21 protein-coding genes and 1 riboswitch are annotated in these 17505 nt (G+C 62.4%); of the genes, 5 read left to right on the top strand and 16 right to left on the bottom strand.

The features are described 5' to 3' along the window. The 7 genes from H147_RS0100575 to H147_RS0100540 form a co-directional block, all read right to left on the bottom strand. Window positions 1-597, bottom strand: coding sequence for an urea amidolyase associated protein UAAP2 (locus H147_RS0100575; RefSeq protein WP_019953379.1), 597 nt, complete (start codon window positions 595-597; stop codon window positions 1-3). After that, window positions 597-1403: an urea amidolyase associated protein UAAP1 gene (locus tag H147_RS0100570; RefSeq protein WP_019953378.1), complete on the bottom strand. Its 807-nt coding sequence runs from the start codon at window positions 1401-1403 to the stop codon at window positions 597-599. The genes H147_RS0100575 and H147_RS0100570 overlap by 1 nt, the downstream gene beginning before the upstream one ends. After that, window positions 1404-2228 (bottom strand): ABC transporter ATP-binding protein, encoded by an 825-nt coding sequence (locus H147_RS19160; RefSeq protein WP_019953377.1) that lies wholly within the window; start codon window positions 2226-2228, stop codon window positions 1404-1406. Continuing rightward, window positions 2225-3043 carry an ABC transporter permease gene (locus tag H147_RS0100560; RefSeq protein WP_019953376.1) on the bottom strand — a complete coding sequence of 273 codons (819 nt, stop codon included), beginning with the start codon at window positions 3041-3043 and terminating at the stop codon, window positions 2225-2227. Before H147_RS0100560 ends, H147_RS19160 begins: the two co-directional genes overlap by 4 nt. A gap of 14 nt (window positions 3044-3057) precedes the next feature. Next, complete coding sequence (locus tag H147_RS0100555) at window positions 3058-4131, bottom strand: putative urea ABC transporter substrate-binding protein (protein ID WP_019953375.1); 1074 nt, start codon at window positions 4129-4131, stop codon at window positions 3058-3060. Between the two features lie 66 nt (window positions 4132-4197). After that, a riboswitch (guanidine-I (ykkC/yxkD leader) is annotated at window positions 4198-4306 on the bottom strand. A gap of 136 nt (window positions 4307-4442) precedes the next feature. Further along, window positions 4443-5111: an anti-sigma factor family protein gene (locus H147_RS20205; RefSeq protein ID WP_162561610.1), complete on the bottom strand. Its 669-nt coding sequence runs from the start codon at window positions 5109-5111 to the stop codon at window positions 4443-4445. Next, on the bottom strand, window positions 5108-5626 hold the full coding sequence (locus H147_RS0100540; RefSeq protein ID WP_019953372.1) for an RNA polymerase sigma factor: 519 nt from the start codon (window positions 5624-5626) through the stop codon (window positions 5108-5110). The genes H147_RS20205 and H147_RS0100540 overlap by 4 nt, the downstream gene beginning before the upstream one ends. A gap of 142 nt (window positions 5627-5768) precedes the next feature. Here H147_RS0100540 and H147_RS19150 point away from each other — a divergent pair, with 142 nt between their 5' ends. Then, a complete protein-coding gene (locus tag H147_RS19150; RefSeq protein ID WP_019953371.1) occupies window positions 5769-7148 on the top strand; it encodes a S8 family serine peptidase in 1380 nt (459 codons plus the stop codon). 138 nt (window positions 7149-7286) lie between these two features. Here the strand turns inward: H147_RS19150 and H147_RS0100530 are convergent, their stop codons facing one another. After that, entirely contained in the window at window positions 7287-7535 is a 249-nt protein-coding gene (locus tag H147_RS0100530) for a hypothetical protein (protein WP_019953370.1), read from the bottom strand. Between H147_RS0100530 and H147_RS19145 the strand changes: the two genes are divergently transcribed. Then, complete coding sequence (locus tag H147_RS19145) at window positions 7534-8802, top strand: PqqD family protein (protein WP_019953369.1); 1269 nt, start codon at window positions 7534-7536, stop codon at window positions 8800-8802. The two genes, H147_RS0100530 and H147_RS19145, sit on opposite strands and share 2 nt — an antisense overlap. Here the strand turns inward: H147_RS19145 and H147_RS0100520 are convergent. From H147_RS0100520 to H147_RS0100495, 6 genes are all read right to left on the bottom strand, one after another. Continuing rightward, window positions 8783-9553 (bottom strand): hypothetical protein, encoded by a 771-nt coding sequence (locus tag H147_RS0100520; RefSeq protein WP_019953368.1) that lies wholly within the window; start codon window positions 9551-9553, stop codon window positions 8783-8785. The genes H147_RS19145 and H147_RS0100520 overlap by 20 nt on opposite strands. Then, a complete protein-coding gene (locus H147_RS20200; protein ID WP_019953367.1) occupies window positions 9550-11979 on the bottom strand; it encodes an OmpA family protein in 2430 nt (809 codons plus the stop codon). Before H147_RS20200 ends, H147_RS0100520 begins: the two co-directional genes overlap by 4 nt. Before the next feature lie 326 nt (window positions 11980-12305). After that, on the bottom strand, window positions 12306-12446 hold the full coding sequence (locus tag H147_RS20445; protein ID WP_110570879.1) for an entericidin A/B family lipoprotein: 141 nt from the start codon (window positions 12444-12446) through the stop codon (window positions 12306-12308). Window positions 12447-12526: 80 nt separating this feature from the next. Continuing rightward, a complete protein-coding gene (locus H147_RS0100505) occupies window positions 12527-14278 on the bottom strand; it encodes a sensor histidine kinase (protein ID WP_019953365.1) in 1752 nt (583 codons plus the stop codon). Next, on the bottom strand, window positions 14275-14778 hold the full coding sequence (locus H147_RS0100500; RefSeq protein WP_019953364.1) for an RNA polymerase sigma factor: 504 nt from the start codon (window positions 14776-14778) through the stop codon (window positions 14275-14277). The genes H147_RS0100505 and H147_RS0100500 overlap by 4 nt, the downstream gene beginning before the upstream one ends. A gap of 59 nt (window positions 14779-14837) precedes the next feature. Continuing rightward, window positions 14838-15095, bottom strand: coding sequence for a NepR family anti-sigma factor (locus tag H147_RS0100495; RefSeq protein WP_019953363.1), 258 nt, complete (start codon window positions 15093-15095; stop codon window positions 14838-14840). Window positions 15096-15130: 35 nt separating this feature from the next. On the opposite strand from H147_RS0100495, the gene H147_RS0100490 reads away from it, so the two are divergent. After that, the gene (locus H147_RS0100490) at window positions 15131-15949 is read left to right on the top strand and encodes a response regulator (protein ID WP_019953362.1); all 819 of its coding nucleotides are present in this window, start codon (window positions 15131-15133) and stop codon (window positions 15947-15949) included. A gap of 66 nt (window positions 15950-16015) precedes the next feature. Here H147_RS0100490 and H147_RS20440 read toward each other — a convergent pair whose 3' ends face one another. Further along, window positions 16016-16186: a DUF1328 domain-containing protein gene (locus tag H147_RS20440; protein WP_019953361.1), complete on the bottom strand. Its 171-nt coding sequence runs from the start codon at window positions 16184-16186 to the stop codon at window positions 16016-16018. Window positions 16187-16370: 184 nt separating this feature from the next. Between H147_RS20440 and H147_RS0100480 the strand changes: the two genes are divergently transcribed. Both H147_RS0100480 and H147_RS0100475 read left to right on the top strand, forming a co-directional pair. Then, window positions 16371-16676 carry an ElaB/YgaM/YqjD family protein gene (locus H147_RS0100480; protein ID WP_026352127.1) on the top strand — a complete coding sequence of 102 codons (306 nt, stop codon included), beginning with the start codon at window positions 16371-16373 and terminating at the stop codon, window positions 16674-16676. A 3-nt stretch (window positions 16677-16679) separates the two neighbouring features. Further along, a complete protein-coding gene (locus tag H147_RS0100475; protein WP_019953359.1) occupies window positions 16680-17039 on the top strand; it encodes a phage holin family protein in 360 nt (119 codons plus the stop codon). Here the strand turns inward: H147_RS0100475 and H147_RS0100470 are convergent. Then, window positions 17036-17368, bottom strand: coding sequence for a hypothetical protein (locus H147_RS0100470; RefSeq protein WP_019953358.1), 333 nt, complete (start codon window positions 17366-17368; stop codon window positions 17036-17038). The genes H147_RS0100475 and H147_RS0100470 overlap by 4 nt on opposite strands. Window positions 17369-17505: the final 137 nt, after the last annotated feature.

The raw sequence follows: 17505 nt of genomic DNA, 5'->3' as shown, positions 1-17505 counted from the left end.
TCAATCCTTGATGATGACGCGGCAGGGCGTCGGATCGAAACCGTTGCAGGGGTTGTTGATCTGCGGGCAGTTGGAAATCACGCAAAGCACATCCATCTCCGCCACCAGTTCCAGATGGTCGCCGGGGGCAGAGATACCGTCATCCACCGTCATCGCGCCATTGGGGCTGATCGGGACGTTCATGAAGAAATTCAGGTTCGGCACGATATCGCGCTTGGTCATGCCGTGGCGAGCCAGTTCAAGGATGAAATTCTCGCGGCAGGCATGTTGGAACCGCGTGTCGTGGCCAAACCGCACCGTGTTGCTTTCGCACGAACAGCACCCCGCAGAGGTGTCGTGCCGTCCCGCGCTGTCCGCAGTCACCCGCAGCATTACGCGCCCAAGGTTTGACATGATCGCCGTGCCGGTGGTGACATAAGCGGCCCCTTGGGCGCGCAACGTATCCTGGCTGGAATAGCGTTCGGCATGGTCAATCGCGTTGTAGAACAGCGTGTCGATGGCCTGCTGGCCATAGGTATCCTCGATCCGCAGGGTCTGGCCTTTGCGGATGATGCCGGACCAGGGGGCGCGGGCGGGAATGTCGTGGACCGTTTCCATCAGATCGCTCCCTGCAGGCGGGCGTTGTTTTCAAAACCGCGCCGCGCCTCGGCGGTGGCGGTGCGGCAGAGGTCGTCGGCGGGGATGGGCTGTGCTGGCAGGCAGATCACTGACAGATCGGGCGGCACATCGCTGGCATCGGGGGCCAGCGGGTGACGGCAATTCGACAGGGCGATGCACAGGTCCATTTCCGCACGCAGATCGACCCAGTCGCCCGCCGCCAGCATCGCGGGGCGCCATGTGAAGCGCCCTTCGGCATCGACACGGACAGGGGCGAACAGGTTCAGCACAGCGGGAATATCGCGCCTATCCAGCCCCAGCTTGGCCGCCGCCAGCAGCATGTTGTCGCGCGTGTTGCGTTGCGCATCGCCGGTGTAATCCGCCACGGTTTCAGGGCTGGACCCGCCTGTCAGCACGTCATGCGCGCCGCTGCTATCCTCGACCAAAGACAGCATCACGCGGCCCATGTCCGAGAAGATGACGCGCCCTTTGGTCAGGTCGGTCGTCCATTGCAGTTTCACCGTATCAGGCAGGCAGAGCCGTTCGGTCGTATCGGGCAAAGCCCACGCAGCCAGCGACACGGTCGACGCCCCGCCGGGGACAAGGCGCAGCACCTCGCCCGCTTTCAGATGCAGCGCGGTGTACCAGCCCCCCGGCACGGCTTCCGTCAGGCGGGCGTCTGGGGCAACAGGCGCGGGGCGCGGGCTGGGTTGGGGCAGGGCTTTCGCCTCCATCCCCTCGCGCTGGAAATCAAGGTATCGCTGGCGGTCAGCGGCGATCTGGTCGGGGGTGCGATGGATATGCATCTAATGCCTTTCAATGCTGTCGGGTCGTCCCGCGATCAGTGTGTCCAGCGCGGGGTCGTCCCGCAGCGCCGGGTTGTCGTAAATCGTGCCACCGCCCGCCACACGGGGCGGCCAGATGGCGATGTCCTTGCCGATCTGCGCGCCGTAGCGGGCGATCTCTTCGGGCCGTATGCGGGTGCGTTCAAGGGCGACGATCCGCGTGCCAAGGGTGAAAGCCTCGCGCAGATCATGCGTGACCATCACCACCGTCATCGGCAGGGCGTGCCAAAGCCGCTGCATCAGCGCGTGGATATCGGCGCGGATGCCGGGGTCGAGCGCGCCGAAAGGTTCATCCAGCAACAGCACACGTGGCTGCATCATCAGCGCCTGCGCAAGTGCTAGGCGTTGCTGCATCCCGCCTGACAATTGGGCGGGGTATTTCCCTTCGGCTCCCGCCAGCCCGACATCGGCGATCATCGCGCGGGCGCGGTCTTGCAGGGCGCTTTTGCGCGCGCCCGTCAGTCGGCCCCAGACACGAGATCCCGCCATTTCCGGCCCCAGCATGACATTGCCCAGCACGGTCAGATGCGGGAACACTGAATAGCGTTGATAGACGACACCCCTGTCCGGTCCGGGTTCCGTCGGCAGCGGTGCGTCGTCGAGCAGGATCGTGCCGCGTGTGGGTTGTTCCTGCCCCAGCAGCAGCCGCAGCAATGTGGTCTTGCCACAGCCTGACGCGCCGACCAGCGCGACAAAGGACCGGGGTGCGATGTCGATGCTGATATTCTCCAGCACGATCTGGTCGCCGTATTCCTTCCACAGGTTGGTGATGGTCAGGGCGGTCATTTGCCGACCTCCATCTCGGACCACGGAAACAGCCAGCGGCGCAGACGGTCCAGCCCGTAATCGGCCATCGCCGCCAGAAAGGTGATCCATGCAACATAGGGAAAGATGATGTCCATCGACAGATAGCGGCGGACAAGGAAGATGCGATAGCCAAGGCCGCTGTCAGATGAAATCGCCTCTGCCGCGATCAGGAACAGGAACGCGGCCCCCAGTTGCAGCCGCAGGCTGACGATCAGGCGCGGCAGGACCTGCGGCAGCACCACGCGCCAGACGACCAGCCAGCTGTTGGCGGACAGAGTTTCGGCCTTGACGATCTGTTCGCGCGGCAGATCCAGCACGCGCTGCGCCATGTCACGGATCATGATGGGCGCGATGCCGATCACGATCAGCGCGATCTTGGAAATCTCGCCCAGCCCCAGCATGATGAACAGCACGGGCAGCAAGGCCAATGGCGGGACCATCGCGACAAAGCCCACGAACGGCCCCAGAAGCGCACGGATCGCCGGAAAGATGCCGATGGCGATGCCAAGCACCAACGCCAGCGCCGTCGATATCCCCAGCCCCGCACCCAGCCGTTGCAGACTGGCCGCCGTATCGGTCCAGAGCAGGTATTCGCCCGTGCGCCGGTCAGGAGTGAAGGCCATCAGATCAATCGCTGTCGCCATGCTCGACAACGCCGGCAGGAGTTTATCCGCCGGATTGTCGGTCAGCCGCGCCGCCGACCCCGCCAGATAGGCGACGATCAGCAGCACGAAAGGTGCCAGCTTCAGCGCCAACAAGGCCGGCGGCGAAAGCCGTTGATTGATCAGGCGCATGGCAGAAGACCGGCTTACAGCGCGCCGTCGGCGGCCATCTGCATGTAATCGGTCGTAAACCGGAGCTTGATATTGTCCGCATCGCCCAACACCGTCCCGCCAGGGAGTTCGATCCCGATCGCATTGTCGGACGTCGCGGTTGGCGTCAGAAGACCCTTGTCGAACAGGAAGGCCCGCACAAGGTTCATCGTGTCCGCCAGATCAGCCGAAGCGGTGAAAGCCACGGCAGCCGCGGGATCGGCGAAGAGTTCGGTCGCGGCCATCTGCGCCTCGAAGCCCGCCTGATCGGTGCCGGAAGCCGCCCCCATCGCCGCGCGCGCCTCGGCGCCTTCGGGGGTGTCGGATGTCATCAGGGTGACGGTTTCATACCAGATGCCCGCCAGCGCGCGGCCGAAATCGGGGTTCGCGTCCAGCACCTCGGTATTGGCGACCATAAGGTCGATGATCTCGCCGGGGATCATCGAACTGTCAAAGACCTGCACAGCGTCGGGCAGCATCGCGATTTCGGCGACCATCGGGTTCCATGTCACCATTGCAGTCACGTCCGCCGTCTGGAACGCACCGACCATGTCGGGGTCCGCCGTGTTGATCACGTTCACGTCACGTTCGGACAGGCCCACAGAATCAAGCGCGCGCGCCAGCAGGTAGTGCGAGACCGAGAATTCGACCAGATTGACAGGCCGCCCCACGATATCCGCGATGCTTTCGCCACCCTTGAGAAACACGGCGTCATTGCCTGCCGAAAAATCACCGACGATGACAGCGGTTGTATCCACACCACCAGCGGCAGGGATCGACAGGGCGTCCATATTCGTGACGGTCACGGCGTCATAGGCACCGGCGGTGTATTGGTTGATCGATTCCACGTAATCGTTGAACTGGGTCACGTTGATCGTGATGCCGTATTGATCTGCCCAGCGATCCACGATGCCGGTATCTTCGGCATAGCCCCAGGGCATCCAGCCGACATAGATTGACCAGGCGACGTTGAATTCGGTCTTTTCCTGCGCGGCGACGGGTGCAGCAAGAAAGCTCGCGCCGATAATGGCCAGCAAAGGCAGCGTTTTGTTTTTGAATGATAACGTCATGGCAATCCCTGTCAGTGTGAATGGATTGGTCGCACGACATCGACGCCAATCCCTTGGCTGTTCGAGGTCTCCCGGGCTTTTATCCCGCCGTGTGCCCGAAGGATCTGTCTGCCCTTCAGGTGCGGCTCTTGGTCCAAGCGCATGTCGCCATGCCGGAACCCTAGCCACCTTACTCGCCCCTACGATCACCGGGTGCCAGCCACAGGACAACGGCTGGCAACGGCATGATCCGTCTTGCGGACGGACACTGCCGCAAAATAAGGCAGGCATTGCGGCAGATGGTCAATAACCAAGCGGCGCCCGGCCGGGAATCAGCGCATCAGCGCGCCACGTTCCGCCACTGGATCAAGCGCCGGACCGGCACCGACATCATCCAGCAGCCGGTCGATCACCGCAACGCTCAGATCAGAGGCGGGCATGAAATTATCCGCGCTGCCTGCATCCACGCTCAACGCGGTGACCCAACCACCAGCCCGGGAGTCACGACAGACAACGTGACGCAGATCGTCTTGCCCGATCAGGCGACACAGGCCGATGTCCGTGTCATAACTTCCCAGAACACGCGCCGTGCTGCCATCCGCCAATCGGATTTCGGCCCCTGTGAGCAAGTCGGCGGTCGCTGCTGCCACGTTCACCTGATCCGGCCCGGTGCCGCGCCCGACGAAAAACCCGCCCACCGCAAGCACAAGAGCGGCAGCCATGGCCATGCCCCAGCCAGCGGCCGGTGCCATCTGCCTGCGGAGCGGCGCGACCTTCGGGACGCCGTCAGCCATCACGGCGGCCATCAACCGTTCGGGCACAGGTTCGAGAGGATAGGCATCCTGCAAGAGACTGCGCGTCGTCGCAAAGGCGCGGTAACGCGCGGCGAGGGCAGGATCCGCGGCAATCAGCCGACGCAGGCGATCGGCCTCGATTTCGTTCAATTCGCCATCGGCAAGGGCCATCAGCATATCATCACTCACTTTATCCTGTCGGGTCATCGGTCGATCCCTTTCTCTGTGCGCAAGGGCGTGTCTTTGAGTTTGTCGGCCAGGGCAAGCCGGGCCCGCGAAAGCCGGCTCATCACCGTACCTTCGGGAATGTCGAGCATCTCTGCCACCTCGCGGTAGCGCATGCCCTCGACACAGACGAGCATCAGCACGATGCGCTGATCATCTGGCAGGCCCTGCATCGCGCGGCGTACCTCGGCCAGATGCAGGCGGGCTTCGGTCGTTGTGCGGCCGTCCGAGCCGATGATCGTATCGGCAGCCTCGGTGTCATATGCGACAGTGTTGCGACGGGCGCGGATCATGTCGATCCATGTGTTGCGGATGATGCGGAACATCCACGCATCCATCCGTGTGCCCACGGCAAAACTGTCCAGATTGCGCAGCGCCTTTTCGATACTTATCTGCACCAGATCATCGGCCTGATCCGCGGCACCTGTCAGGCCGCATGCAAAGCGGCGCAGACGTGGCAAAAGCCGGATCAGTTCGTTGCGTCGGTCGCTGGGCACTCTTGGCTCTTTCTGCAAACTTCGCGATAGAAACGGGTCAGGCCGATTTTTATTCCGCAATCTTTTCAAAACCGGAATAATATTGAAGCCTCGGACGTTATTGTCCAAGCTGCACATCTGCAAGCAATGCCGGAGACTTGCCATGCCCCCCAAAAATGACCCCGAGGACGAAGCCGACATCAACAGGTCCCGCCGCAAGCTGCTGGGCCGGATCGGCCTCGGCATGGGATTTGCCTATGTCGCGCCCGCCTTGACCGGGCTCAGCGTCGCGCGCGCGTCGGGTGGCAGCGGCGGCGGTTCCCCGGCCAGCGGGCCCAGCAGCTCAAGTCGGTCAACACCGTCGCGGGCATCCGCACCGTCACGCGCGTCGATGCCCTCGCGCCCAGACGCGCAGCCGGTGCAGCAGCAGCCGATACAGCAGCGGCGACCCTCGTCACCGACGGGTGAAATCCTCGTCTTCGTGCCGTTTGGCCAATCGCTCAGCCCTGCGCTGGCCGCGGGGTTCAGGCCGCTGTCGCAAACCGATGCAGGTGCGCTGTCGGGTATTCTGGTCCGGTTCGCCGTGCCGTCCGGTCGGACCGTCAGAAATGCGCAAGCCGAATTGGAACGGCTTTTTCCGGATGCGGTGACGGATGAAAACCATTTCTATACGCCCGACGATTTCACCTGCACCGGCGAGGATTGCGCGGCCCACGCGATGATCGGCTGGGCCGGTTGGCCCAGCGCCATGCGGCCCCGGATCGGGATGATCGACACCGGCGTGAACACCGCCCACCCTGCCTTGCAGGGACGCAGGTTGAAAGTCTATCAGGTCGACCTTGGCGACCGCGAGGCAGCGGGCCGCGTCCACGGCACCGCCATCGCCGCAATGCTTGTGGGCAGCGTCACAGGGCGGGTGCCGGGTCTGCTGCCTGACGCCGAACTGATCGCGGTCGAGGCGTTTCACGCGCGCGGGTCGGGCGAACAGGCTGACGCCTTTTCCGTCGCCAATGCGGTAGACCTGCTGATTTCGCAAGGCGTCGACGTGATCAACATGTCCTTTTCCGGGCCCGAGAACGCCGTTCTCAAACGTGTGGTCGAACGCGCGGCGGAACTGGATATCGGACTTGTCGCCGCTGCCGGAAACGGCGGGCCAGGCAGCGCGCCCGCCTATCCCGCCGCCTGGCAAGAGGTGATCGCGGTCACGGCCGTCGATGCGCGTGAACGTATCTATCGTCAGGCGAACCAAGGCCCCTATGTCGCGCTCGCGGCGCCGGGGGTGGACATCTGGACTGCGGCATCGATTTCCGGCGGGCGGCTGCGGTCGGGGACGTCATATGCCACGCCTTTCGTGACGGCGGCACTGGCGGTCGAAAGGATGCGGATGCCCGAAAAACAGCTGCGCGATGTGACGGCGACCCTGTTCGCCTGCGCCAAGGATCTGGGCGAGGCAGGCTATGACCCCGTCTACGGGCATGGCCTGGTGTCGTCGCCCGAAACCTGTAACGACGAAACGCAGTTTTTTTCGGTCAGCGGGGAATAAAGCGGACGGTTGACCCGTTTTCCTGACACGAAGACGAAATGCACAACCAAAAAGGACCCATTCGATGGCACAGAACACCAAGGACATGATTTCCCGCCGCGGCCTGTTGATCAAGCTCGGGCTTGCCACCGGTGCCGCCTATGTCGCGCCGACATTTGCGGGCATGGACGTCGCCAAGGCAAGCACAGCCAGCAGCGCAAGCAGCCCGTCGGCACCAAGCAACCCATCCGCTCCAAGTCGTGCGTCGCGTCCAAGCGCACCCTCGACGCCCAGTGCGCCATCCAGCCCATCGCGTCCACGCGATGCCTCCGGGCAATCGACGTTCGACTGGCGCTGGGATCCCGAAACGATGTCCTGGGTCCGCAACACCACCACGCCATGATCCATGACGGCCTTGGGTAAGATCATCCCCCAATCGGAGGCCGCACAGGGCGGCCCCGATACCACACGCAACGTCCGGAACTATCCCGGTCTTGCCTTGCAGGTCGTGCTGGATGATGCCGCGACTGTCGGCGAGGCCCTTGACAATGCCCTGCGCGGCTGGACGCCGACGGTTGCCGATGCTGCCGACCCAGCGGCGCGGCTGTCACTGGTTCTGGGGGCTGACGGTGTCTATGCGACGCGATCCGCCTATCTGGAGGAAACCATTCACGGGCTGGGCGTGGCCGGTGCCGCCTGCGCTGTGATCGCCGATCTGGCGCAGGATTACTTCGTCACGCGCCCGGGCTGCCTTGCGCTGCATTGCGCCGCATTCCGGTTCAACAATCGCCTGATCGCGATGACCGGCCCTGCGCGTGCGGGCAAGAGCACGCTTGCCGCGCGGATGACGCAGGAAAAGGACATGGCGTTGTTTTGCGACGATGTCCTGCCGTTGATGCCGGATGGCACTGCAGTCGGCCTGGGCATCGCGCCTCGCTTGCGGCTGCCGTTACCCGAGGGCTGTTCGGACAGCTTCAAGGCGCATGTCGCGCAGCATATGGGGCCAAGCGACGATCGCTACGCGTATCTTTCTGCACCGACCGTCGCACCGCACGGGACACAGGCACCATTGTCGACGTTGCTGATCCTTGACCGCAGGACCGAGGCCGAGGCCTGCCTGCACGAAGTGGCTGATGACGAGGCGCTGCATTTCCTGTTGTCCCAGAACATGGCCGATCTTGAAACGGCGGATGCGGCCATTGCCCGGCTGACAAGTCTGTTGCGCCGGATCATCTGCCTGCGGCTGGTCTATTCCGATCTGGAAGACGCGGTCGGGCTGATCCGGCATGCCTTTGGTGGCGGTGCCGATGTGCATGCCGACGTCATGATCGAACCCCCTCTGCCCCAGACCCAAACAAGGATGATGCCTGCGGCCCGAATGGCCCCTGACATGATCTGGTCGCGTCGGCCCGATGTCATGATGCAGGCGACAGGCGATGCAGCTTTTCTCTGGATGCCCGGCAAGCAGACCGTCTGGCGGATGAATGCGCTTGGGCTGGCGGTCTGGAGCATGCTCGAAATTCCCGGCTCTGCGCAGGAAATCGCGGCGGTGCTCGCCGAGCATTTCACCGACCAGCACGAAAGCAACCTGATCACCGACGTCAATGCATTGCTCCAGGCGCTTGCCAATGGAGGGCTGATCGAAGCCGCAGAGGCTATGGCCCCGTCCGCATGAAGTCAAAGCGCACGCGCACCCGGCAATCGGCGAGCCCGAACCCGGCCCGCATGGCTGCCTTCGGCGCGTCAATCGCGCTGCGCAGCGACAAAAGCCCGCTGATCCGGTCCGGCGCGACCAGCGTCATGGTCAGCCAAAGCGCGATTTCGGTACAAGCCCCGTCGCTGCATTCCCGGTTTTGCACGTTATCGGACAGCCACCGATAGGGTCCGGCCTCGCGCCATTCGTAGGACGACATACCCGGCACGTCCGGCTGCGGCAGCCCTTCGGCAAGACGATCAGGGTGAAAGGCACCGTCCCATTCCACGCGCCTCGACATGAATGCGACCTGTGACGCAGCGAGCATGCCACCCAGATCCGCCGGACAGCCCGACGTCGCCTCGGCCAACGTCCGCCATTGCCATGTGCCATCCTGTGGGACCATCGCATCCGGCGCGGCAAACACTTCGACAGGACAGTCGCCGTCACCGCCAAAGCTGGCGTAAATATCCCGGCGGGGCGCATCCACCCATGACATGATGCCGGCATCGGGTTCATAAACCAGCGTCGCCACAGCCCGATCGACCGGCGTCTCTGAGATGGAGGGTTCACCGACCACCTCCGCGATCTCTTGTGCCGACAACGGGCTGAGCGAACATTGGCACCCACCGGACGTGCAGATCGCAAGCACGGTGTCGGCCCGCGCCGCAACAGGGATTGCCGTTGCCAGCAAGAGGCCAAGCAGGGCTGTCACGAACACCCGCGCGGTCATGGCGCGCGCTTTTGAAAAGGTACGATCAGGTCGATCAGCACGTCTGCGGGTATGCCCTGCAAATCCAGTGATTGCGCACCAAGCGGGGCAAGCGTCGGGGATGCGGCGGGGGCGATGCCGTCTTTGGCCATCGTCTCTATCAATGCGCCCAGAAGGTCGGCCATCGCGCGATCCTCGGCCTGCGGATCACCCCGCAGCGCATCGGGCGCGGCATGACCATCCGGCAAAGCGTCGGTCACGTCTTCGGCCTCCCCGGTCATCCAGAGAGGGCCGGACCAGTCCTCGCCCGGTCCCGCGATACGTGACAGGCTGGCGCCGACCGCAGCGCCGCCGCCGACAGGGATCACCTCTCCGACATATTCGACGTCCGCCGTGGGCGTCCCCGTGAACTGCAACAGCGGGGTGCCGTCAACCGACGCCAACGTCAGTGAAAGCGTGGTGTCATCAACCTGCCCGGTAACATCGCCCGTCATATCACGTACGGGGCCAAGGTCGGGCGCAGAGACGAAATAGCCGAAGACCTCTGGCGCGCCCGCGTCCTGAAACAATTCCATCATGATAAAGGGCGTTGCGTGATCTGGCAGACCCGGCGTGTCCAGACGGGCAAACCACACGCCTTGCAGTTCACCCGCGGCCGTGCCCGGTGCGTCCTCACCCATCGCGTCCAGTTCCAGCGCCATTGCCGCCGACCCGAGCGAGGCCAGCACGAAAGCCACGGCGACGGCATCGGCATCGGTCACGGCGTCCGTGACACACATCGTGTCACCTGCCAGACCGTCCTGGCAATAGACCGCCTGCGCCTGACGGGCATTGACAGCCACCACGACGTCGCCATCGACGATGCGCACGACGTCGAAACTGGGCCGCGCGGCGGCCGCACCGGCGGGCGTGACATAGATATAAGGTTCTGTCAGTCCATAGCCCGGCAGCAAGGTGATCGCGATGTCATCTTCGGGCAGAACGATGTCGCAGGGCGTCAGACCCGGCCCGTCGCAGCGGTGCAGGATCTCTGCCGAAGCGACCACTGGGTCAACCGGCGCACGCACGACCAGTGTATCGCGGGCCAGCACGACCCGGCCAGTCTGCGTGTTCTCGGCCACATAGCGCAGCGCGTATTCACCCTCGCGCGCAGGCGCCGTCAGCGTCACGGGCGCTCCCGTCGCCCAACCCCAGCCCAGCCCGCCCGACATGTCGTCGTCTCCTGCGGCCACGATGTCGATCCGGTCGCCTGCAAGAAGCGGGCCGGAATAGGTGACGCGGATCGTCTCGCCCGGCGTCACCACCATGGGAAAAGACAGGCTTGCGCTGGCATCCGCCTCAACAACGTTTGCTGCGGCGTCATCCGCTGTCACAGTCAGCGGTTGCTCGGTGATCACATGCAGCGACGCGGTCGGATGGTCGATCACATAGCGCAGCACGTAATCCCCCGGCCCCGGCACCCGTATCCTGCCACTGTGACCATCCGCCATATCACTGACGGACAAGGATGATTTCGACTTTTGATTGTCAAAGTCATAGACACCGCGTGTGGTGATTTCGAGATAGGACGGATAGCTGTCGGCAGGGGCCGCGCCTGCGACGGCGACATCCATCCAGCGATCCGGGCCATGCGTATCGGGCGCGGTAATCCGGACAGCGCCCCGCAGCGCCGCAATGTCGGCAAGATCGGTCAACAGCGATTGGGCCACAGCAGCGCTTTGGTCGGTCAGCGACACGGCGTCTGGCTTGAGCCCGGATGCGTGATACGCCCCGCCCGCCAGATAGGCATTGTCGCGCCGCAAATCCGTTTCATTGCCATAGCCGATAAGATCGCAGGTGGCGGTCTCGATGAAACTGGCACCCGCGGGTTCAAAGCTGAACGCCGCACAGTCGGATCGGGCGGCGCAGAGCGCCTGACAAGCGTGTGGCTGGGTGCCCGGCGGCATAGACAGACGGTCCCTGCCACCATTGGCCCCGGTCGCTGTCAGGTAGGAAAACGGCAGCCAGTCCAGGCCGCCCGACCCTGTCCACTCGCGGATCGGCGGCGGTGGCGGGGTGTCGGCGGCCAAGGGCGGTGCGCACGGGTCCGCCTCGTCCTGCCCGGCAGATCCCTGGGGGGCGGATGTGTCTGTCCTGTGCAATGCGATGCGCCGGTTTTGGGCACGTCCGGCCTCGGTGGCGTTGTCCGCCACTGGGCTGTCATAGCCGAAACCGGCGGCATTCAACCGTGCGGCATCCACACCCGCGACGACGAGCCAGTCACGCACGGCCATCGCGCGATGGTCGGACAAGGCCTGGTTATAGTCACGACTGCCACGGTCATCGGTATGCGCCGCGATCTGCCAATCGCCACCCAGCGTCAGGATCGCGTCACGCGCCGCGACAAGCGCCGGCAGGCTGTCAGGACGCAGGCTGGCGCGGTTGAAATCGAACGCGACGCCGTTCAACGCGACATGTCCCCCAGAGACGAGCGTTCGGACAAGCTGCAAACATGATTGCGTAGGCTCATCGGCTGATTGCGCGCGAGCAGGCGACAGGATGGCACCATGTGAAACCATGACAACGCAGACAAATATTGCTTGGCCACATGCCGCTAGGCGCCTTGTCAAGCATGTCAGGGGTGGCAAACACATGCTCCTCATCCTCGGTCTTGTGCAAGTATCTTACGCAAGAAAGAGGCAAACAACTACTGGATGGTAACGAAATTCGAAGGTTCGGTCCACGAGACCGGACAGAGCCCCGCCCGCGCAGACGGCGGACGGGGTCGCTTTGCTTAGCGTTGCGCCTCTTGCGAGGTTTCGGTCACGGTTTCGCCGGCAGTCTGGATATCGCGACCGGCCCCTTCGATGGTTTCGCAAGCGGCCAACGCACCGGCACCAAGCAGGACCAGAACTGTAATGCGCAAATTCTTCATGATAATCTCCAATATGTGAACCATGTGCAGGCACATAACCACGGACACCCGGATCGGTTCCCGACGAAGACAAATATGTTTCAGCCTTCCTCCTCGACGGCGTGCCACTTGACCGGAAAGACGACATGCAATTCGTAGCGGTCTGCAAACTGGTTGATTTCCAGCGTGCCATTCAGTTGCGCCACGAAGGATTCGATCAGCTTCGACCCAAGGCCGGACCCATAGCCGGGCCCGTGCGCCGCCCTCTCCTCTTCGGTCGGGGCAACGTAGGAATTGACGACGCTCAGACCATAATTTCCATCGCCGACATCCTTCAGCGCGATGTTGATCCAGGCATCCATGCCCGTCGTCATCCCGCAATATTTGACCGCATTGATCGCAGCTTCGGTCGTCAAAAGCGACAGCGGCACAGATTGATCCGGGCTGATTTCCACGGGATCGAACTGGGTTGCCACGCCGACCTTGCGACCGGATTCGTCCAGCGTGCCGACGATGACCAGTTGCTGGATGATCCCGTCCAGCAATGTATCCGCCCGCACCAGCGACAGGTTGCGCGCCATGTACAAATAGCGATGGATCGCCGACAGCGCCATCACCCGGTCTTGCACGCGGCGCAACAGGTGTTTCGCCTCGGCGCTCTTGGTGGCGCGGATCTGCATGTTCAGCATGCTGGAGATCAGTTGCAGGTTGTTCTTGACCCGGTGATGCACCTCGCGCAGCAGGACAGTTTTTTCACGCAGGTCCGCCTCCAGTTCGCGTTCCTGTTCGGACAGACGGCGGGTCATCGCGCGGAAACTTTCGGCCACCACCTCGAGTTCGTCAGGCGCGTTGTCCAGTCGCGCACCATCCAGATCGCCACGCCCCGCCGCATAAAGCCGCATCCATGACCGCAGACGGCGGACGTGCCGGATCACCAGATAATGCACCCAGATATAGGCGATCGCGATGGTGATCGCCCAGATCAGCAACGGGAAATAAAGCGCGAACACCTGTTCATAGCGCAATTGGACAAGCCCGCTTTGCTGCGGCTCCCAACTCCCCAGGGCAAAGACCTTGCCGGGCACCAGCGGGATCACGGCAAAGTCGCGCGTAATCCCGAACCTGTTGTCATCGCGGAATGTCTGCCGCCCCTGCCCGGCAAGTTCCTGAAGCGTCCGGTTTTCCGGCAGGACCGCGCGGCGCATATCGGTGTAATTCGCAGTCGCGATGATGCTTCCATCCGCGCCAAACAGCACAAGGTCCACGTCCGGCGCCGCTTCGGCCAATGCGTCGATCAACTGGTTCATCTGGATCGCAATCCAGACAACCCCGCGATATTCAGCGCCGTCGAACATCGGGACGAGAACGCTGACTGTGGCGACCCCGCCTGCGAATTCGAGAGAATGCATGAACACTTCGATTTCGCGACTGCTCAGTTCAGGCACGATTGACGTGACCGCCTGTTGATCCTCGGGTACGCCACCGGAGGCGCAGACCATGTTCAGGTCAGGCCCGACAAGACCGGCGAAAATATACGCATTCTCTTGTTCGACAAGCTCGCGCATCACGACGTCACAATTTTCAAAGGAACCGTCGGTCGCATTCAGAACATCCGCAAGCGTCCGGCCGACGCTCAGTGTCGCGTGAATGACATCGCGGCTGTCTGAAAACGCCTGTTGCGTTTGCGCCAGCAGCGCGGTGCCGGACAGGACCTCGCGTTCCTTGAGGACTTCATAAGTCTGAAACACCGAGATTAGCCCAAGCGGCAGAATTGCAAGGCTGAGCGCGAGGCCCAGTCGCAGTGCCAGCTTGGGTCGGAAAAACCCGTCCAGCACGCTGGATCGTTCCTTCATGCAGCCGGCTTTCCCATCACCACGGCCAGAGTAGCGGCATCCGTCATTTCCAGCTGGTCCTCGTCATCAATATGCATCAGTTCCGCCAACCGCTTGCGGGCGCGGTTTGTGCGGCTTTTGACCGTTCCGACAGCGCAGCCACACATCACGGCGGCTTCTTCATAGGAAAAACCCTCGGCACCGATCAGCACAAGAACTTCGCGCTGCTCGTCGGTGAGCTTGGCAAAGGCGACGCGGAAATCGGCCATCGCAAGATGCCCGTCATGCGCGGGCTTTTCCGACAATTTGCCGGCCATGACCCCGTCGGGGTCTTCGACTTCGCGGCGACGTTTGCGGTACAGCGAATAATAGGTATTGCGCAGGATCGTGAACAGCCAGGCCCGCAGGTTGGTGCCGGGCTGGAACTTGTCCATATTGCTCCATGCTTTGACCACGGCATCCTGAACCAGGTCATCCGCCGCGGCAGCATTCCGGGTCAGGCTGGTGGCAAAAGCGCGCATGGCAGGCAAATGCGTGATCAGCTCGTCCCGAGGGTCGATATGCGTGGCCAGTTTATCTGTCACGATTTTTCCTCGGGGGGTTCTGGCGTACGTTGGGCCGTGCGTGTCCGCAACTGCTCCAGAAGCTTGGTAAAGCGTTCTGGAACCGGCTCCTTGGCGGCATCCGCGTAAACCCGGCGGAGGTTTTCATCAATTTGCTGGTTCAATTCGGTCGTCCTGCGTTTGTTTGCCATGTCGCCTATTTTCTGCCACCCTTGAAAAGGAACAATTTTGCACCCTCCTTGGAACATAACACGGCCGCCGGCGTTGGGTTCCATACAAGATCAACTTTTTTCCACTTCTGGGGACATCAATGACGGAAACACAGAACTTGCCTGATCTCGCGACGGAAATTGCAGATCAACTGCCTTTCCTGCGGCGCTATGCCCGTGCCTTGACGGGCAGTCAGCGATCGGGTGACAATTACGCGGCCGCAACGCTCGAGGCGGTGCTGTCGGACGACACGGTCTTTGACCGCGCGCTTGCGCCCAAAACGGCCCTGTTTCGCGTCTTCCACCAAATCTGGGTTTCTTCCGGCTCTCCGGTCGACGAAGCGACAGACCCCGACACGCCCGAAGCGCGCGCGCAATGGCGTCTTTCGGGGCTGACCGAAAACACCCGCGAGGTCCTGCTGCTGCATAGCATCGAAGGCTTTACGACGAACGATATCGCCACCATCATCGGCACCACCACAGACGAGGCGCATTCGCTTTTGTCGATCGCACGCAACGAGATGACAAGCGCCATTCATGGCCGGATCATGATCATCGAAGACGAGGCGATCATCGCAATGGACATTCGCGCCATTGTTGAAGAGATGGGTCATGCGGTCACCAACATCGCCCGCACCCGCGACGAGGCCGTGCAACTGGCGCGGCGCGATCCGCCCGACATGATCCTTGCCGACATCCAGTTGGCCGATAAATCGTCGGGGATCGATGCCGTCAATCATATCCTCACAGAGCTGGGCGAACTGCCCATCGTCTTTATCACCGCGTTTCCCGAAAGGCTGCTGACGGGCGAACGTCCGGAACCGGCGTTCCTGATTACCAAGCCATACACGGAAGAACAGGTGCAATCCGCGGTCAGCCAGGCGATGTTCTTTGCCGGGACAGAGACCCTGCGCGCCTAGATGCGACCAAAAAAAAAGCGACCCTGCATTTTTGGTGCAGGGTCTTTTGTTATGGCGACGCAGGCGTCAGGGTGTCCGTCCGCGTAAGGCGCGGGCGATCATCGCGACGACGAACAGCACGATAAAGACAAAGAACAGGATTTGCGCGATTCCGGCCGAGGCCGAAGCGATCCCGCCAAAGCCCAGCACGCCCGCGACAAGCGCGACGACAAGAAAGACAAGTGCCCAATACAGCATGGATTTCTCCTTTCATATTCACCAGTTGTGATGCGGGTCCAACCAGCGAACCTGCCACTTGGTTCCCTGTCCGCCCACAAATGGCCTGATTGGGCGTTGCGGGCGAACGGGCGAATATGCCCTCTGACGGAACTTCGTTGCCACTGCGGCGTTATGGTTGCAGAGACAACGAAAGGATTTCAACATGGCTCAGCCAAAAGCAGTGAATACCGCCCCGCAAGACACCCAAGATCACATTGAACAGCTGTCCGAACAGATTGCGGTTCTGCGTCAGGACATCAGCGCGATTTCCAAATCTCTGGGAGAGATCGGCGCATCGACCAAGGATGCAGCGGTCGAATCCGCACGTCTGAAAGCCGCGGAGCTGCGCGCCAGTGGTGAAGAGCTTGGCCAACAGGCTGTTGACGCCGTGCGCCAGCAACCCGCCGCAGCCGTCGGTATGGCGGTCGGCGTCGGATTCTTGATGGGTTTTCTGACAGGACGGAAGTAATCCATGACCGGACTGGTTTCCGATCTTCGTCGCCGCGCGCGCCTTGCAGCCCGCGCGGCGGCCTTGTCCGCCGCAGGCATCGTGTTTTGTGCGACCGGCCTTGCGTTTCTGACGGTCGCCCTCTGGGTGTTGCTGGCGACGCATCAGGGTGTGCTTGCCGCATGGACGGTGCTGGGCCTGCTTTACATGGTGCTTGGCATCTGTTTCGTGCTGATCGCGGGGCGCAATGACCGGAAAACGCCCGCCGAACCTGTAGCGGCAGCACCTCAACCGGCCCAGGGTGTCGAACCGTTCCTGCGGATGGCTGAAGGCTTTGCCGCCGGTATGCAGGCCGGACGCAACGCCCGAAGGCCGCGCCGTTAGATTTCGCGCACTGCCGTCCGCAAACTGCCATGGATCATGTCTTCGGTGAACGGACGCACGAGCATGGCCCAGCCTTGATCCAGCACGGCCGCCTCGTCATCCTCGCCCACTGTCAGGACGATTTTGGCCCCGGTCAGCAAAAGCGCCGGGTACACAGGCGACGCCATCAGATCATCGAAGCGCATTTCAAGAAACATTGCAGCAACCGGCCCACCGGGTGTGACGACATCTTGCAATTCCTCATGCGTCGCGACCTTGACCAGACGGCACGGCCCCCTTGCCAGAAGCGCGCCACAGATATCCTCCGCGATCAGAAGATTACTCTCCATGACAATATATTTTAGCGGCTCTTGCCGGGTTGGATCGTCATATGGCATATGCATCTTTCAGGTGAATTCTTCGGGCTTTCCTGACTCTTCTCTATAGTGTTTTCAAGGTCACGCATTAATCTGTGACAGGTTCAGGC

Source organism: Yoonia vestfoldensis DSM 16212, assembly GCF_000382265.1.
Lineage (GTDB): Bacteria > Pseudomonadota > Alphaproteobacteria > Rhodobacterales > Rhodobacteraceae > Yoonia > Yoonia vestfoldensis.
The sequence above is the reverse complement of the archived record's forward strand: the minus strand, read 5'-3'. Positions and strand labels throughout refer to the sequence as shown.